Source organism: Rudaea sp., assembly GCF_047601565.1.
Lineage (GTDB): Bacteria > Pseudomonadota > Gammaproteobacteria > Xanthomonadales > Rhodanobacteraceae > Rudaea.
This window is the reverse complement of sequence record NZ_JASGIY010000001.1, coordinates 202,877-221,001: the sequence shown is the minus strand read 5'-3', so window position 1 is coordinate 221,001 and position 18,125 is coordinate 202,877. Positions and strand designations below refer to the sequence as shown.

General features: G+C 66.4%; 12 protein-coding genes. 10 read left to right on the top strand and 2 right to left on the bottom strand.

All coding sequences use genetic code 11. The features are described from left to right. The first annotated feature begins 1 nt into the window (after window position 1). From QM741_RS00930 to QM741_RS00915, 4 genes are all read left to right on the top strand, one after another. On the top strand, window positions 2-1,300 hold the full coding sequence (locus tag QM741_RS00930; protein ID WP_415205886.1) for an L-fuconate dehydratase: 1,299 nt from the start codon (window positions 2-4) through the stop codon (window positions 1,298-1,300). Between the two features lie 51 nt (window positions 1,301-1,351). Further along, window positions 1,352-2,800: an alpha-L-fucosidase gene (locus QM741_RS00925; protein ID WP_415209050.1), complete on the top strand. Its 1,449-nt coding sequence runs from the start codon at window positions 1,352-1,354 to the stop codon at window positions 2,798-2,800. Window positions 2,801-2,828: 28 nt separating this feature from the next. Beyond that, the gene (locus QM741_RS00920) at window positions 2,829-5,237 is read left to right on the top strand and encodes a hypothetical protein (protein ID WP_415205885.1); all 2,409 of its coding nucleotides are present in this window, start codon (window positions 2,829-2,831) and stop codon (window positions 5,235-5,237) included. Between the two features lie 174 nt (window positions 5,238-5,411). Then, window positions 5,412-8,246 (top strand): TonB-dependent receptor, encoded by a 2,835-nt coding sequence (locus QM741_RS00915; RefSeq protein ID WP_415205884.1) that lies wholly within the window; start codon window positions 5,412-5,414, stop codon window positions 8,244-8,246. Between the two features lie 128 nt (window positions 8,247-8,374). Here the strand turns inward: QM741_RS00915 and QM741_RS00910 are convergent, their stop codons facing one another. Then, entirely contained in the window at window positions 8,375-8,740 is a 366-nt protein-coding gene (locus QM741_RS00910) for an L-rhamnose mutarotase (RefSeq protein WP_415205883.1), read from the bottom strand. Window positions 8,741-8,744: 4 nt separating this feature from the next. Further along, entirely contained in the window at window positions 8,745-10,034 is a 1,290-nt protein-coding gene (fucP, locus tag QM741_RS00905; protein WP_415205882.1) for an L-fucose:H+ symporter permease, read from the bottom strand. Between the two features lie 166 nt (window positions 10,035-10,200). Between fucP and QM741_RS00900 the strand changes: the two genes are divergently transcribed. The 6 genes from QM741_RS00900 (at window position 10,201) to mgtA (ending at window position 18,046) form a co-directional block, all read left to right on the top strand. Continuing rightward, window positions 10,201-10,953 carry an IclR family transcriptional regulator gene (locus tag QM741_RS00900; protein WP_415205881.1) on the top strand — a complete coding sequence of 251 codons (753 nt, stop codon included), beginning with the start codon at window positions 10,201-10,203 and terminating at the stop codon, window positions 10,951-10,953. Window positions 10,954-11,050: 97 nt separating this feature from the next. Beyond that, window positions 11,051-11,710, top strand: a complete 660-nt coding sequence (locus tag QM741_RS00895) for a MotA/TolQ/ExbB proton channel family protein (protein ID WP_415205880.1) — start codon at window positions 11,051-11,053, stop codon at window positions 11,708-11,710. Between the two features lies 1 nt (window position 11,711). Then, window positions 11,712-12,152: an ExbD/TolR family protein gene (locus tag QM741_RS00890; protein ID WP_415205879.1), complete on the top strand. Its 441-nt coding sequence runs from the start codon at window positions 11,712-11,714 to the stop codon at window positions 12,150-12,152. Further along, a complete protein-coding gene (gene msbA, locus QM741_RS00885) occupies window positions 12,149-13,930 on the top strand; it encodes a lipid A export permease/ATP-binding protein MsbA (protein ID WP_415205878.1) in 1,782 nt (593 codons plus the stop codon). Before QM741_RS00890 ends, msbA begins: the two co-directional genes overlap by 4 nt. Window positions 13,931-14,068: 138 nt before the next feature. Continuing rightward, the gene (gene lpxK, locus QM741_RS00880; protein WP_415205877.1) at window positions 14,069-15,061 is read left to right on the top strand and encodes a tetraacyldisaccharide 4'-kinase; all 993 of its coding nucleotides are present in this window, start codon (window positions 14,069-14,071) and stop codon (window positions 15,059-15,061) included. Window positions 15,062-15,328: 267 nt separating this feature from the next. Further along, window positions 15,329-18,046 (top strand): magnesium-translocating P-type ATPase, encoded by a 2,718-nt coding sequence (gene mgtA / locus QM741_RS00875; RefSeq protein WP_415205876.1) that lies wholly within the window; start codon window positions 15,329-15,331, stop codon window positions 18,044-18,046. Window positions 18,047-18,125 lie beyond the last annotated feature (79 nt).

Sequence of the window (18,125 nt, the reverse complement as noted above, 5' to 3'; positions counted from 1 at the left end):
CGTGAGCAAGATCGTTGCCCTGGACGCGCTCGACGTGCGCTTTCCGACCTCGCGCCAGCTCGACGGATCGGACGCGATGAACCCGGACCCGGACTATTCCGCGGCGTACGTCGTGCTGCGCACCGACGCGGACGACGGTCTCGCCGGCTACGGGCTGGTGTTCACGATCGGCCGCGGCAACGACGTGCAGACCGCGGCGATCCATGCGCTTTCGCACCTCGTCGTCGGCCGCGACGTGGACGAGATCGTCGCCGACCTCGGCGCGTTCGCGCGCAGCCTCAGCGCGGATTCGCAGTTGCGCTGGCTCGGCCCCGAGAAGGGCGTGATCCACATGGCGATCGGCGGCGTGATCAACGCGGCTTGGGACCTCGCCGCGCGCCGCGTGGGCAAACCGCTGTGGCGATTCGTCGCCGAGATGAGTCCGGAGCGGCTCGTCGCGCAGATCGATTTCCGTTATCTCACCGATGCGCTGACGGCGGATGAGGCGCTCGATATCCTGCGCCGTGCGGAAGCCGGCAAGGCCGCACGCATCGACGAACTGGTCGAGAAGGGCTATCCCGCGTACACGACCTCACCGGGCTGGCTCGGCTACAGCGACGAGAAGCTCGTGCGCCTGGCGACGCAGGCCGTCGCCGACGGCTTCCGCACGATCAAGCTCAAGGTCGGCGCGAACGTCGAGGACGACGTGCGCCGTTGCGGCCTCGCGCGTGAAACCGTCGGCCGCGACGTCGCGATCGCGATCGACGCGAACCAGCGCTGGGACGTCGGCCCCGCGATCGACTGGCTGCGCCGCCTGGTCGAGTTCGACATCGCCTGGATCGAGGAACCGACGAGCCCCGACGACGTGCTCGGCCATGCCGCGATCCGCCGGGGCGTGGCGCCGATGCCGGTGTCGACCGGCGAGCACACGCACAACCGCGTGATGTTCAAACAGCTGCTGCAGGCGCAGGCCGTCGACCTGATCCAGATCGACGCGGCGCGCGTGGGAGGCGTCAACGAGAATCTCGCAATCCTGCTGCTCGCGGCGAAATTCGGCGTGCGCGTGTTTCCGCACGCGGGCGGCGTCGGCCTGTGCGAGCTCGTGCAGCATCTGGCGATGGCCGACTTCGTCGCGATCAGCGGCAGGATGGAGGATCGTGCGATCGAGTTCGTCGATCACCTGCACGAGCACTTTCTCGATCCGGTCCGCATCCGCAACGGCCGCTATCTCGCGCCGTCCGCGCCGGGCATGTCGGCGCAGATGAAGGACGCGTCGGTGCGCGATCACCTGTTCCCGGGCGGCGGCGTCTGGGCGAAATAGCTCTTCGTTGCCGTCGCAAACGATAACCAAGATGGGAGTGGAGCCGTGAAAATGACGACCAAGCTCGTATGCCGCGCAATCCTGATGTCGTTGATTGCGGGCTGCGCGACGATGCAGACGCAAGCCGCGGAACCCGCCGTGGCGCATTCCGCGGCCAAGGCCCAAAGCGCTGAAACGCCGGCGCAGCGCGACGCGCGCATGGCCTGGTGGCGCGAAGCGCGCTTCGGCATGTTCGTCCACTGGGGCCTGTACGCGGTGCCGGCCGGCGAGTGGAACGGGCGCAAGGATCTCGCCGAGTGGTTCATGGACGAGACCGGCATCTCGCGCGAGCAGTACGAAAAATTCGCCGCGCAATTCAACCCGACGAAATACGATCCCGACGAGTGGGTGCGCATCGCCAAGGATGCGGGGATGAAATACATCGTGATCACCTCCAAGCACCACGAAGGCTTCGCGATGTGGGACACGCAAGGCACCGACTACAACATCGCCAGGCGCACGCCGTATGCCAAGGGCGCGCTCAAGCCGCTGGCCGACGCGGCGCGCCGTGCGGGCCTGCATTTCGGCACGTATTACTCGATCATGGACTGGCACGATCCGTCGCAGTCGCCCGCGCAGCCCGGCAAGCACTACAACCCGACCAAGATGGACCCTTTGAGGAAGCGCGCCTACATCGAGGAGATGAAGACCGAGCTCGCGGAGCTGATCCGCGAGACGCACACCGAGGTGCTGTGGTTCGACGGCGAGTGGGTGGACTGGTGGACCGACGAGGACGGCCGCGAGCTGTACGCGTATCTGCATCGACTCGATCCGAACCTCATCGTCAACAGCCGCATCGGGCACACGCGCAACGACGGCGACGGAGAGAACAAGGGCAAAAGCCTCGGCGACTTCGGCACGCCCGAACAGAACATCCCGGCACGTGGCCTGGGTCCGGGCAGGTATTGGGAAACCTGCATGACTCTGAACGACCACTGGGGCTACAACAAGAACGACGACCACTGGAAATCGCCCGAACTCGTCGTGCGCAACCTCGTCGACATCGCGAGCAAGGGCGGCAATTACCTGCTCAACGTCGGCCCCGATGCGACCGGAACGATTCCCGCGCCGGCCGTGGCGATCCTCGGCGACGTCGGCAACTGGCTCAAGATCAACGGCGAATCGATCTACGGCACGGGGGGCACCCCGTTCGACGACGAGCACGGCGGCTACTCGACGAGCGAAAAGACGGTCGGCGCCAACAAGCCCAAGTGGATTCCGAAGTGGGATTGGCGCGCGACGAGCAAGAGCGGAAAAGTATACGTCCACTTGTTCGAATGGCCTGGCAGGAACTTCCGCATCGATGCGGGCGACGTCCGGGTGAAATCGGCGTACCTGCTCGCCGATCCGACGCATGCGCCGCTCGCGTTCTCGCAGCACGGCAAGACGCTCGAAGTGCAACTGCCGCAGGAGCCGCTCGATCCGATCGACACGGTGCTCGTGCTCGACACGGGAGCCTGAGGTGAAGCGCATGTGGCGCGATGCCGCCATGCGTGCACGGAGCGCCCGCATCGTCCTCGTTCTGGCGATGTCGGCGCCGGCGCTTCCCGCCCCGGCATCCGCTGCGGAAACGGCGTCGCAAGCAGCCGTCTATCGCGAATTCAGCGTGAGCGCGGCGAGCGAGTCCAGCGGCTTGCAGGCGGCGCTGCGCGAAGCGGCGGCGTTCCGCCGCGAACGGGCCTCGGTGCCGATCCGCATCCGCGTCGCGCCGGGCGACTACTATCTCGACGCGCCGCTCAGGATCGGGCCGGAGCTCTCGGGCACGCCGGCCGCGCCGACCGAAATCGTCGCCGCCGATGCGGACAGGCCGCCGCAGATCTTTGCCGGCCGCCGCTTGGACGTGCGCTGGAAGCCATACCGCAACGGCATCTGGCAAGCGACCGTGACGGGCCCCGCGTTCGACCAGATCTATCTCGACGGCAAGGCGCAGATCCGCGCGCGCTATCCGAACTTCGATCCGAACGCGACCGTGCTCGGCGGCTATGCGGCCGACGCGCTTTCGCCAGCGCGCGTCGCGCACTGGAAAAATCCGTCGGGTGCCGTCGTCCAGGCCCTGCACGAGAATCGCTGGGGCGGCATGCAGGTTCCGATCCTCGGCAAGAACCGCGAAGGCAGCCTGGTCTTCGGCAAAGCCGTCGGCAACAACCGGCCGTCGCCGCCGCACGCGACCTATCGCTACGTCGAGAACGTGTTCGAGGAACTCGATGCGCCCGGCGAATGGTTCTACGACGCGCCGCGCTCGATGCTGTATTTCCTGCCGCCCGCGGGCGTCGATTTGAATCGCAGCAGGATCGAGGTTTCCGGTCCCGCGCGGATCTTCGACCTGCAAGGCGCGCCGAATGCGCCGCTGCATCATCTGCGCATCGCTGGACTCGTATTGCAGCACGCCGGTGCGTCGTTCCTGCGCAACACCGAGCCGCTGCTGCGCAGCGACTGGATGATCGCGCGCGAAGGCGCGGTCTTTCTCGAACGCACCGAGGACGTGCGCATCGAAGACGACGAAATCCGCGACTCGGGCGGCAACGCCGTCTTCGTCAGCGGCTACAACCGGCGCGTGGCGATCGCCGGCAACCATCTCCACGATCTGGGCGGCGGCGGCATCGATTTCGTCGGCTCGGCCGACGCGGTGCGCTCGCCGAGCTTCCGCTACGAGGAATCGGTGGCGTTCGACCAGCTCGATCTCGCGCCGGGACCGAAGTCGGACAACTATCCGGCCGATTCGGCGGCCGAGGACAACTTGATCCAACGCATCGGCCGCATCGAGAAGCAGGTCGCCGGCGTCGACGTCGACATGGCGAGGAACATCCGCATCGCGCACAACAGCATCTACGACGTCCCGCGCGCCGGCATCAACATCGGCGACGGCACCTGGGGCGGCCACGTGGTCGAGTACAACGACGTGTTCGACACCGTGCTCGAAACCGGCGACCACGGCGCGTTCAACAGCTGGGGCCGCGACCGCTTCTGGCATCCCGAGCGCAAGACCATGGACGCGCTCGACGCCGCGCACCCGGATCTGTGGAAGCTCGACGTGCTCGCGCCGATCACGCTGCGCCACAACCGCTTCCGCTGCGACCACGGCTGGGACATCGACCTCGACGACGGCTCGTCGAACTACCGCATTTACGACAACGTGCTGCTCAACGGTGGCCTGAAATTCCGCGAGGGCTTCGATCGCGAAGCCTGGAACAACGTCCTCGTCAACAACAGCTTCCATCCGCACGTCTGGTTCGCCGGCTCGCGCGACCGCTTCGAGCGCAACATCGTGATGGCGGCGTACCAGCCGATCCTGCTCGATCACCGCGACGCGACGATCGACCGCAACCTGTTCCCCACGCCGCGCGCGCTCGCGGCGGCGCAGGCGCTCGGATTCGACGCGCATTCCGCGCAGGGCGATCCGCAGTTCCTCGATGCCGCGCGCGGCGACTACCGCGTGCGCGCGACGAGCCCCGCGCTGAAGCTCGGCTTCGAGAACTTTCCGATGGGCGAGTTCGGCGTCCGGCGCCCCGCTCTGAAGCGCATCGCGCGCCAGCCCGCGTTTCCCGGACTGCTGCCGCTCGACGGCGCCGCAGAGACGGACAAGACTTATCCGTTCCTCGGCGCGATGGTCAAGTCGGTGACGACAATGGGCGAGCAATCCGCGGCGGGGCTGGAGCGCGTCGCCGGCGTGCTCGTGCTCGCGGTGCCTGCGGATAGCGCCGCCGCCCAGGCCGGTCTGCTGCCGCGCGACGTCATCGTCGCCGCATCCGACGTGGAACGCCGCTCCGAGGGACCGGTCGACGGCGTCGCCGATCTCCTCGGCCTGACCTCGGCGCGCGCCTGGACGGGCGAACTCGAGGTCGTCGTGGTCCGCGACCAGCGCCGCCGCAAGATCGTATTGCCGCTGGGGACGCGATGATCGCGGCCGCCGCCAATTTCAAATTGCCATCGGCTTGATCCCGGTCCGTTCGAGCGGGCCGCGGAGAAGTGCTGTCTATTGACAAGTTTCAAATATGGTTCTAGTTTTCATATAAACAACTATAACTCGCGATGCCTCGGGCATCCGCCATTGCGCAACGTTTGGGAGGAGAGCATGAACAAGTCACTCTTGGTACGTTCGATCCGCGCCGTACTGTGGGTCGCCGCCTACGGCGCCTCGGGCCTGTGCGCCGCCGCCGCCGAGGCGACGCAGGAAAGTCAGCCGCCGGCCGATTCGCAGCCGGCCGCCAAGCCGGCGAAGAGCCAGGAGGATTCGGCGAAGCCGAAGGCTTCCGCCGCGCAGAAGCCTTCGGAACTGTCCGCGATCACGGTGACCGGCTACGCGGCCAGCCTCGGCCGCGCGATCGCGTTGAAGCAGAGCACGGACCAGGTCGTCGACGCGATTTCCGCCGAGGACGCCGGCAAGTTTCCCGACATCAACCTCGCCGAATCCCTGCAGCGCGTCACCGGCGTGCAGATCAGCCGGCTCAGCGCCGACGGCAGCACCGCGAACGAAGGCAAGTACATCAGCGTGCGCGGCCTGCCGACCGAGTTCAACTACGTCAGCCTCAACGGCTCGAGCATCGCCAGCGCGAGCGATAGCCTGATCAACCAGACCGCGAGCCGCAATTTCGACTTCGGCGTGCTCGCGCCCGACTTCATCTCCACGCTCGCGGTCTACAAGACGCCGAAGGCGGACCTGACCGAGGGCGGCGTCGCGGCGACGGTCGACGTGCGGACGATCACGCCGCTCGACCTCGGCAAGGAAGTATTCAAGGCCTCGTTCGGCGCGCAGCAGACGAGCGGGCTCGACAAGAAGACGCCGAACATCTCGCTGCTCTACAGCAACGCGTTCGCCGACAACACCTTCGGGGTCACCGCGGGCTTCGCCTGGAACCGGCGCCAGTATCTCAACTCGTCGTGGACCTCGGCCCAGCTCGATCCGCAGACGATCGACGACAAACCGTACTATGTGCTCGACAGCCTCGGCATCTCGCAGGTCAAGAACACGCTCGACACCAAGACCGGCTACGGCGCGCTGCAATTCCGCCCCGGCCCCAGCGTCGACGTGACCCTGACCGGGCTGCATGCGGAAACGCGCGATTCGCAGATCCAGTCGTCGTTCGACCTGCGCCCGCAATACGCCTCCGGCTACACCGATCTCGTCGCCGACGCGAACAACGTGCTGACGACGCAGATCGGCCAGGGCATCTACTACGAAGACCAGACCTTCCACACCTGGAACACGAACAAGCTCGACGTGCTCGCGCTCAAGCTGCAATGGCGCCCGGGCAACTGGGAGATCGGCGGCGGCCTCGACTACAGCCGCTCGCGCACCGCGTCGCGCCAGTTCGGCATCGACACGCTCGAGGCCGGCGTGTTCGACGTCGGCCCGTCCTACAGCGGCGGCTACCGCATCCTGCCGGGCGATCCGATCGCCAGCTTCGTGCTCGATCCGACGTTCAACGTCGCCGATCCGGCGAACTACTTTCTGAACTACGCGGGTGGCAATGTGCTGAACCGCGCGGACACGGTGCGCGCGGCGCGTGCGGACGCGACGTACCGCTTCGACGGCGGCATCGTCGAGGCGGTGAAGGTCGGCGTGCGCTACCAAGAGGAGACCAACGCGAACGCGAGCGCGTTCTACCAGGCGTTCGGCGAGTCCGGCACGTCGCCCGGCCGGATCACGATGGGACCGTACGTATCGCCCTGGTCGCTCGGCTCCATGCTCGGCGGCTACGACGGCGGCGCGTTCGTGCCGACGAATTTCCCGTTCATCGATCCGCAGCGCTTCCTCAACTATTACTACGGCGGAACGTTCGACGCATTCCTGCACAACGCCGCGACCACGGTCAGCGCGGACCCGACCAACCAATATTCGATCAAGGAAAAAGCGACCGCGGCCTACGCGATGGCCGAATTCCGCTTCGACGCCGGCATGCCCGTCCACGGCAACGCCGGCGTGCGCCTGGTGCGCACGCAGGAGAACGTGCTCGACAACACCTACGATGCGAACGACGTCGTCCTCGTCAACCCGCCGCCGCCGCAGGGTTCGCCGCTGCCTTCGGTGATCTATCCGCCGTTCGCGCCGATGCATTTCCACCACGACTACGACGACGTGCTGCCGAGCTTCAACGCGACGGCCGACCTGCGCGACGACCTGTTCCTGCGCTTCGCCGTCGCCGAGGTCATGACCCGGCCGACGCTCGACGCGATGGTGCCGCGCTATGCCTTCAGTTACACCGGGCCGACGGCGTCGAACGCGTTCAGCTCGGGCAATCCCTATCTCGATCCGTTCAAGGCGACCCAGTACGACCTTTCGCTCGAGTGGTACTACGCGCCGGGCTCGATGCTCTCGGCGGCCTATTTCTACAAGGACATCGCGAGCTTCATCCAGACCCGGCATTCGGCCTGCACGATCCAGAACATTGCGTTCGACTGCGCGATGCCGGTCAACAGCCCCGGCGGCCACGTCAAGGGCATCGAGGCGAACTATATCCAACTGTTCGATTTCCTGCCGGGACTCTGGTCGGGCTTCGGCGCGCAGATCAACGCGACCTGGGCGCTCGGTGTGGCCGATGCCGATCCGGTCGACAACATTCCCGCGCACACGTTCCAGAACCTGTCCAAGTGGACGGCGAACGCGACCGTGTTCTGGGAGAAGTACGACTGGAGCCTGCGCCTCGCCTACAACTACCGCGGACCGTACCTGGCCGATCCCAACGTGCGCGGCCAGGGCACCCAGGCCTTCGGCAACCAGTTCGCCACGCTCGATTTCCAGGCCAGCTACGCGCTCAATCCGCACGTGAGCTTGTTCCTCGAGGGAACGAACCTGCTCGCGCGCGAACAGACGTTCTCGATGAAGACCGCGAACGGCACGACGGCCTATCCGCAGACCTGGATCAGCGGCGACCGCCGCGTCTCGGTCGGCGCGAGGCTCAACTTCTAGGCACGGGACGGCTTGGCCGATCGTCCGCAGCAAGGATCCGTGCGAACTCGCTCATCGCCGCGTGCCGCACGGAGTCCCGCCAGGTCGCAATGATGCGCCACGCAGGCGCGCCCGCCGCGGCGGGCGAATCAACGGCGATTTTCGCGCGCGGCCAGGGCGGCGCTCAGCGAAAAGACCGGGTGCATCGCGAGCCACTTCTCGCCCGGCTTGGCGAACGGCAGCGCCTGCTGGAACTTCCACATCAGCGCTTCCCATTCCTGCACGCGCGGATTCGCCGCGTCGCTCGCGGCCTTGCGCTCGGCGGAAAAATCGTCGTCCACGTCGAGCACGAGGACGAGGCGGTTGCCGGCGCGGAAGATGTCGAGGTCGCGCACGCCCGCGCCGCGGATCGAATCGACGATGTCCGGCCAGACGTTCTCGGGCCGGTGCCAGCGCTCGTACTCGGCGATGAGCGCGGGGTCGTCCTTGAGGTCGAGCGCGTAGTAGAGGCGCACGGCGTCAGCCCACCGCGAGCCTGCGCGTGCGCAGCGCGTAGCCGAGGATCACGGCGAAGCAGACCGCCGGCACGGCCATCGCGCCATGGATGCCGAAACGGTCGGAGACCGCGCCCATCAGCGCGGTCAGCACCGCGCCGCCGATGATCGCCATCACGAGGAAGGAAGAAGCGAGCTTGCGGTCGTCGTCGCCGAGGCCGCCGAGGCCGAGGCTGAAGATCGTCGGGAACATCACCGACATGAAGAAGCTCGCGGCGACGAGCGCGTAGACCCCGGACTGGCCCGGGAACCCGATCGCGTAGGCGGGCAGCGCGATGTTGACCGCGGCGAACAGGGCGAGGAGGCGCGACGGCGCGAGCGCGCGCATCGCGGCGGTGCCGGCGAAGCGGCCGAGCATGAACACGACCAGCGAAGCGGTCAGGTAGTCGGCCGCGCTCTTCTCGGGCGTGCCCGGCACGGTGCCCTGGACGTAGCGGATCAAATAGCTCCAGATGCCGACCTGCGCGCCGACGTAAAAGAACTGCGCGACCACGGCAAGCAGGAAATTCGCGTTGCGGAACAGCTTGCCGAGATGCGCTGCCCCGCCGGCATGGTCGGACTCCTGCGCCGCCGTCGCCGGAAACCGCGTCAGCGCGATCAGCACCGCCCAGACGACCACGACGAGGCCGATCACGAGATATGGTGTCTGTACCGCGGCCGACTCCGCGGCGTAATAGGCCTGGCGCGCCGCGGCCGTCATCGCGCCGAGTTCGGCCGGCGTGTGCTCGATGCCGGAGAAGATGAAGTGCTGGCCGACGAGGACGCCGGTGATCGAGCCGAGCGGGTTGAACGACTGGGCGAGATTGAGCCGCCGCGTCGCGCCGTCGGCCGGGCCGAGCACGGTGACGAGCGGATTGGCCGAGGTTTCGAGGAACGCGAGGCCGCTGGCGATCACGAACAGCGCGGCGAGGAACAGGCTGTAGGCGTGCTGCGCGGCGGCCGGGTAGAACAGGAATGCGCCGGCCGCGTACAGCGCCAGGCCGATCAGCAGCGCGCCCTTGTAGCCGAAACGGCGCATGCAGACGCCGGCCGGGATCGCGAGCAGGAAGTAGCCGAGGTAGAACGCGCTCTGCACGAGGCCGGCCTGGAAATCGGACAGTTCGAACGCCTTCTTGAACTGCTTGATCAGGATGTCGTTGAGGTTGTTCGCCATGCCCCAGAGGAAGAACAGGCTGACGATCAGGGCGAAGGCGGCGAGGGCGGTGCGCGCGGCCCCTTCGCCGCGTGCCGCCGAGCCGCTGTCCACGTACTGCATGATGTCCCTCCCGGCGCGCTTGGATTGTGTTTCGGTACCGCGCGGATAGAATTTTTCCGGAAGTCTAGCAGCGACGTTCCCGATGTTGCAAATATAAAACGAAGTTTTTTCTTTTCTTCGTGGCAACATTCCGTCGATCCCGGCCCGGCCGCTCCAAGGAATACCCGTGACGAAAACGACCAAATACCGCGCTCCGGCGCTGGACAAGGGACTCGACATCCTCGAACTGCTCGCGCGCACGCCCGGCTCGCTCAACCTCACCGAGGTCGCGCAGGGCATCGGCTACTCCAAGAGCGAGATCTTCCGCATGCTGCAGGTTCTCGAAGCGCGCGGCTACCTCGCGCGCGGCGAGAACGACTCCTCGTACGTGCTGACCAACCGGCTGTTCCTGCTCGGCATGGAGCGGCCGCCGATCAAGGACCTGACCGAAGCGGCGCTGCCGGTGATGCATCGGCTGGCCGAGCAGACGCGCCATCCGTGCCATCTCGTCGTCAACTCGGAGGACCAGATCGTCGTCATCGCGCGCGTCGACGCGCCGAGCGACCTCGGCTTCGTCGTCCGCGTCGGCCACCGGCGTCCGCTCGCGCATTCGACCTCGGGCCTCGTGCTGTTCGCGTTCCAGGGCGGAGAGACGCAGGAACGCTGGCTGACGACGATGGAAGCGAGCGAGGCGCGCTTCAAGCGCAAGCCGTTCCTCGCCAGCGCCGCGCAGGTCCGCGAGCAGGGCTATGCGAGCCTGCCGAGCGAAGCGGTCGACGCGGTGACGGATTTGTCGGCGCCGATCCTGCAGCGCGAGCACGCGGTCGGCGCGCTGACCATTCCGTTCGTCGAGCGCCATCCGGCCACGGTGCAGGCCAAGCAGGCGATCGCCTATCTTTGCGCGGCAGTCGAAGGCATTTCGGCGGCATTGCTCGGATGATCCGCCCGCATCGGGCGGTGGCCGCATCCGGGAGCGATGCGCAGTCCGCCTCGCCGCGGCCTGTTATGATTGCGCGGACGAAACACGGAGATTGAGTGTGCTGGAAATCCTGATGGCCGGCGGCTGGGCGATGGTGCCCATCCTGATCTGCTCGGCGATCGCGATCGCGATCATCCTCGAGCGCTTCTGGACCCTGCGGCGCGGTTCCGTGATTCCGCCCGGCCTCGCCGCGCAGGTGCGCGAATGGGCGCGCAACCGCCAGCTCGACCCGCAGCACGTGGAGACGCTGCGCGAGAACTCGCCGCTCGGCGAGATCCTCGCTGCCGCGCTCGGGGTGCGCCTGCGCCCGCGCGAGATCATGAAGGAGCGCGTCGAGGACACCGGCCGCCACGTCGTGCACCGGCTCGAACGCTTCCTCAACACGCTCGGCACGATCGCGCTGATTTCGCCGCTGCTCGGCCTGCTCGGCACGGTGTTCGGCCTGATCCGCATGTTCTTCGCGGTGATGGTGTCCGGCGTCGGCGATCCGCTCAAGATGGCCGGCGGCATCGGCGAGGCGCTGGTATGTACGGCCGCGGGCCTGTGCGTGGCGATCCCGGCGTATTTTTTCCATCGCTATTTCCGCGGCCTCGTCGCCGATTACGTCGTCGACATGGAGAAGGACGTGATCGTGTTGATGGACGAACTCGCCGCGCATTCCGAAACCGCCGCGCCGGTGCGCGTCGCGCGTTCGCGCGCCGCTCAGGAAACCGCCTGAGATGCGGCTCGGCTCCGCCCGCCAGGACGACTTCGAGATCAACGTGATCTCGCTGATCGACGTGCTGCTGACGTTGCTGATGTTTTTCGTCATGACGACCACTTTCGTCCAGCATTCGGCGATGAAGGTGACGCTGCCCGAAGCCTCGGAGACCGCCGGCGAACCGCAGCGCGAGGCGCTCGTCGTCATGGTCGACGCGGACGGCCGTTACTTCGTGGACAACAACGAAGTGCTCAATCCCGCGCTCGACACGCTCAAGGAAGCGATCGCGCGCGTCGCCGGCGCCGACCGCGAGCGTCCGGTCGTGCTGCGCGCCGACGCGGCGAGCCGGCACCAGGCCGTCGTCACCGCGATGGACGCGCTCGGCCAGCTCGGCTTCACTCGCCTGTCGATCGCGACGACGCGCGCCAAGGATGCAGCGGGCAAGCCTGCCGGCCCATGAGCGACGCCGCGAAACCGTCGTTCCTCGCAACCTATCGGCGTTTGCTCGGCTATCTGTGGCCGTCGCGGCGCGTGGTCGCATTCGCGCTGTTCGGCATGACGCTCGACGCGGCCTGCTCGGCGCTGTTCGCCGATTCGATCCAGAAAATCGTCGACCAGGTGTTCACCGAACACGACGAGTTCTGGGTGTTCTGGATGCCGTTTTTCATCATCGCGATTTTCGCGGTGCGTGGCATCGGCACGTATCTCACCGACTATGGCATGGCGCGCGTCGCGCGGGGTATCGTGCATCGCCTGCGCAACGAGGTGTTCGCGCGCTATCTCGACCTGTCCGCCGCGCACTTCGCGAGCGAAACCTCCGGACATATGGTTTCGCGCCTGACCTTCACGGTCGAGCAGGTCGCGTCGGCCTGCACCGACTCGCTGAAAATCCTGATCCTGCATTCGCTGACGGTCATCGGTTACGTTGTCGTAATGCTCACGAAGAGCGTGCGCCTGACCGCCGCACTGTTCGTGCTCGCGCCGATCATCGCGCTGATCGTCTCCACCGTCAGCAAGCGCTACCGTCGCATCGCGCCGCGCATCCAGCACTCGATGGGCGAGGTCACCGGCACGGTGGACGAGGTCGTCAGCGCCCAGCGCGAGGTGAAAATCTATGGCGGCCAAGCCTACGAGCGCGAGCGCTTCGACCGCGTGGCGAACGAGAATCGCCGGCTCAACCTCAAGATTGCCGCAACGAATGCGCTGTCGACGTCGACGGTGCAGATCGTCGCCGCGTTCGCGATCGCGGCGGTGATCTTCGTCGCCACCCGCCCCGGCATCATCAAGCACATCACGGCCGGCGAATTCATGTCCATCATCGTCGCGATGAGCGTGATGCTGACTTCGATCAAGCAGCTCACCACGGTGCAGGCCAACATGCAACGCGGCATCGTCGCGGCGGAAGACCTGTTCGGCGTACTCGATGCGCCGGGCGAGCGCGATACCGGCACGCAACCGCTGGCGCTGTGCCGCGGCGAGATCGGTCTGCGCGGCGTTTCGCTGCGCTACGCGGGCCAGCATGCCGACGCGCTCGACGGCGTCGACCTGCATTGCGCGCCGGGCACGGTCACCGCACTGGTCGGACGCTCGGGCAGCGGCAAGTCCAGCCTGGTCGCCCTGGTGCCGCGATTCCATGAGCCGACGTCCGGCGAGATCCGCCTCGATGGAACGCCGCTCGCCGACTATCGCCTCGCCGACCTGCGTGCGCAGATCGCCTGGGTCGGCCAGCACGTCGTGCTGTTCAACGACACGATCGCGCGCAACATCGCCTACGGCGCGCTCGCCGACGCCTCGCGCGAGGCGATCGAGGCGGCGGCGCGCGCGGCGAACGCGATGGAGTTCATCGAACGCCTGCCGCTCGGGCTCGACTCGCCGGTGGGCGAGGGCGGCGCACAGTTGTCGGGCGGCCAGCGCCAGCGCATCGCGATCGCGCGCGCGATCCTCAAGGATGCGCCGATCCTGATCCTCGACGAGGCGACGAGCGCGCTCGACACCGAATCCGAGCGCCTGATCCAGGACGCGCTCGGGCGTCTGATGGCCCGGCGTACCGTGCTCGTCATCGCCCATCGTCTGTCGACGATCGAACATGCGGACCGGATCGCCGTGCTCGACGAGGGCCGCATCGTCGAGCGCGGCACGCACGCGGAGCTGATCGCGCGCAACGGCCGCTACGCAGCGCTGCATCGGTTGCAGTTCCACGAATCCTCTGCGGCAGCGGCACAGGAATCCTCGCCGTGACGCCTGTGCAGCATTGCCTTGCTCGTCATTCCAGCGAAAGCTGGAATCCAGCTTTTGCTCTTCCGTTGAAGAAGACAAAAGAAAGGGCTGGATTCCAGCTTTCGCTGGAATGACGATGAAACCGGGGCTCTGGATCGAATGAGTCTCTCGCAGCGCCTGCCCGAAATCTGGTACGGCGACGAGCCCCCGCCGCTCTGGCTGCGCGCGCTCGTGCCGGTTTATCGCGGTCTGCGCACCCTGCATCGCGCACCGTACACGTTCGGTTGGAAAACGCCGCAGCGTCTTGCCGTGCCGGTGATCGTCGTCGGCAATCTCACGGTCGGCGGCACCGGCAAGACGCCGCTCGTGATCGCACTCGTCGAGGCGCTGCGCGAACGCGGGCGCCGTGCCGGCGTGATCAGCCGCGGCTACGGCGGCGGCGTGTCGGCGCCGGAATTGCTCGGCGCGGACAGCGACGCCGCGTGCGTCGGCGACGAGCCCGTGCTGATCCATGCCGCGACGGGCGTACCGGTCGCGGTCGGCCGCGACCGGGTCGCGGCGGGGCGCCTGCTGCTCGGGCATCACGATTGCGACGTCCTCGTCGCGGACGACGGCCTGCAGCATCCCGGACTTTTCCGCGACGTGGAAATCTGCGTGATCGACGGCGAGCGCCACTTCGGCAACGGTCTGCTGCTGCCGGCCGGGCCGTTGCGTGAACCGCCGTCGCGTCTGGATTCGGTCGATTTCCGCGTCCGCAACGGCGGCGTCGCGCAGGTGGGCGAGGCGGCGATGCGGCTCGCCGGCGATACGGCGGTGTCGTTGTCCGATCCGACGTTGCAAAAACCGCTGCGCGATTTCGCCAGCCGCCGCGTCCACGCCGTCGCCGGCATCGGCAACCCCGCACGCTTCTTCGCGATGCTGCGCGCCGCGGGCATCGAGGTCGTCGAGCATGCGTTCGCCGACCACCATGTCTTCACCGCGTCCGACATCGATTTCGGCGACGACGCGCCCGTGCTGATGACCGCGAAGGATGCGGTCAAATGCCGCGCCTTCGCGCGCCCGGATTGCTGGCAGGTGCCGGTGCGGGCGGATTTGCCGGAAGCCTTTTTCGATGCGGTGCGTACGCGCATCGACGGTTTCAGAAAACCCTAACGATTTTTCCGTTGACAAGGGCCGGCTGCGCGACTAACTTGCGCGCACCTTTCCAGCCGAGGACGTCCGTCCGTGGACCCTTGCAGTAGAAACTCCACTGCAGCCAACCCGACTTTTCCACGCGGATAGTTCCCCTTGCGGTGCGCTATCCCGTTGCGGATAGCTTGCCGACGCCAGCGCCCTTTGCGGGCATCCCCGTCGCCGATCTGTCATGAAGTCGGGCCATGTTGCCTGATTTCGTGCGATTTGTTTGACGGGAAGCCCTTCATGCTGAAATTCTCGATCGCAGCGGTGTTGATCGGCGGCAACGGCCGCAACGGTGCCAAGAACGAAGCGGCGGCGCGCATCGCCGCCGAACTGACCGCGCTCGCTCATCTGAGCCCCGACGATGCTTTGAACAGGCTCAATCCGGGCGGGCAGCCGCTCAATGCGGAGCAGGTCGCCGAGCGGCTGGAGAAATACGGGCCCAACGTCGTCGCGCAGGAAAAGAAAAAACCTTTTCTGCTCGAAATCGGCGAACGCTTCGTCACCAATCCGATCAATATCCTGCTGACCGCGCTCGCGCTGATCACCTGGTTCACGGGCGAGGAGGCCAGCGACCGCATCGGCGCGGCGATCATGTTCGCGATGGTCGTCATGGCCGTGTTCGTCGCCTATTTTCAGGAAGCGCGCTCGGGCAACGCGGTCGAGCAGTTGCGCAAGATGGTCAGCAACACGGCGACGGCGAAACGCGAAGTCGAGGAAGCGCCGAACGATGGCGTGGTCGCGGACAGCGACGACGACATCGAGATGGTGCGCGCGGTCAGGAAGGTCGAAGTGCCGATCGACGGCCTCGTGCCCGGCGACATCGTGTTCCTCTCGGCAGGCGACATGGTGCCGGCCGACCTGCGCCTGATCGGCGCAAAGGATCTGTTCGTCAACCAGTCGGCGCTGACCGGCGAGTCGATGCCGGTCGAGAAGTTCGCTGCCGCCGACCCGAACGCGCCGAATGCGCTCGAGGCGAAGTCGCTGTGCTTCATGGGTTCGAACGTGGTCTCGGGCAGCGCGACGGCGGTCGTCGCCGCGACCGGCGCGAACACCTATTTCGGCGCGCTCGCGGGCTCGCTCGTCGGCCAGCGCGTGCAGACGAGTTTCGACAAGGGCGTGTCGCGCTTCGCCTGGCTGATGATCCGCTTCATGGCGGTGATGGTGCCGGTGGTGTTCCTGATCAACGGCGTCACCAAGGGCAACTGGTTCGAGGCGTTCATGTTCGCGGTCGCGGTGGCCGTGGGCCTGACGCCGGAAATGCTGCCGATGATCGTCGCGATCAACCTCGCCAAGGGCGCGCTGAAGATGGCGAAGAAGGACGTCATCGTCAAGCGCCTCAATGCGATCCAGAATTTCGGCGCGATCGACGTGCTGTGCACCGACAAGACCGGCACGCTCACGCAGGACAAGGTCATCCTCGAACGCCACACCGACATCTATGGTGACGAGAACACGCGCGTGCTCGAATACGCCTGGCTCAACAGCTACCATCAGACCGGCCTGCGCAACCTGCTCGACGAGGCGGTGCTCGACGCGGTCGATGCCGACACCGTGCAGCACCTGCACGCCGAGTACACGCTGGTCGACGAGGTGCCGTTCGACTTCACGCGCCGGCGCATGTCGGTGATCGTCAAGGACAAAGCCGGCAAGCACTTCATCATCTCCAAAGGCGCGGTCGCAGAAATGCTGGCCGTGTGTTCGAGTCTGGCGTTCGAAGACGACTACAAGCCGCTCACATCGCAGCACCTCGGCGAGGTGAAGGCCGTCGCGCAGGAAATGAACGAGGACGGCTTCCGCGCGCTCGCGCTCGGCGTGCGCGAGATCGAGGTGAAGGCCGCCTATTCGCGCGACGACGAGAAGGACCTGACGATGATGGGCTTCGTCGCCTTCCTCGACCCGCCGAAGGACTCGGCCGCGGCGGCGATCGAGGCGCTCAGCGCGAACGGCGTCGCCGTGAAGATTCTCACCGGCGACAACGACACGGTCACGCGCAACGTCTGCCGCCAGGTCGGCATACACGTGGACAAATGGCTGACCGGGCCCGCGATCGAGGCGATGAGCGACGAGGAGCTCATGCTTGCCACGCGCGACACGCCCGTGTTCGCGCGCCTCAACCCACAGCAGAAAGTGCGCGTGGTCGAGGCGCTGCATCGCGACGGCCACGTCGTCGGCTTCATGGGCGACGGCATCAACGACGGCCCGGCGCTGCGCGCGGCCGACATTGGCATCAGCGTCGACACGGCGGTCGACATCGCCAAGGAATCGGCCGACATCATCCTGCTCGAAAAGAGCCTGCTCGTGCTCGAGGAGGGCGTGCTCGAAGGCCGCAAGGTGTTCGGCAACATCCTCAAGTACATCAAGATGACCGCGTCGTCGAACTTCGGCAACATGTTCTCGATGATCGGCGCGTCGATCCTGCTGCCGTTCCTGCCGATGCTGCCGGTGCAGATTCTGCTCAACAATCTTCTGTACGATTTTTCGCAAACGGCGGTCGCGTCCGACGAGGTCGACCAGGAATATCTCGCCAAGCCGCGCCAGTGGGACTTGAAGGGCATCGCGCGCTTCATGTTCGGCATCGGCCCGATCTCGTCGATCTTCGACTACGTCACCTTCGCCGCGCTCTGGTTCGTGATCGGCGCGAACACGACCGCGCATGCGGGCCTGTTCCAGACCGGCTGGTTCATCGAATCGCTGCTCTCGCAGACCTTGATCGTGCACGTGATCCGCACCGGCAGAATCCCGATCCTGCAAAGCTGCGCGAGCCTGCCGCTCACCGTCGCCGGCGCGGTGATCTGTCTCGTCGGCATCCTGCTCACAGCGCTGCCGATCGGTGCGTGGTTCGGTTTCTCGCCGCTGCCGACGTTCTGGTGGCCGATCCTCGCCGCGATTCTCGTCGCTTATGTGTTGTTGACGCAGTTCGTGAAGAGCTGGATGGTGCGGCGCTACGGATTGCTGTAGAACGACCTTCAGAAGACGTCTCATTCCCGCGAAAGCGGGAATCCGTTTTCGCTTTTGCAGGAGCGGCGAAGATCAAGAT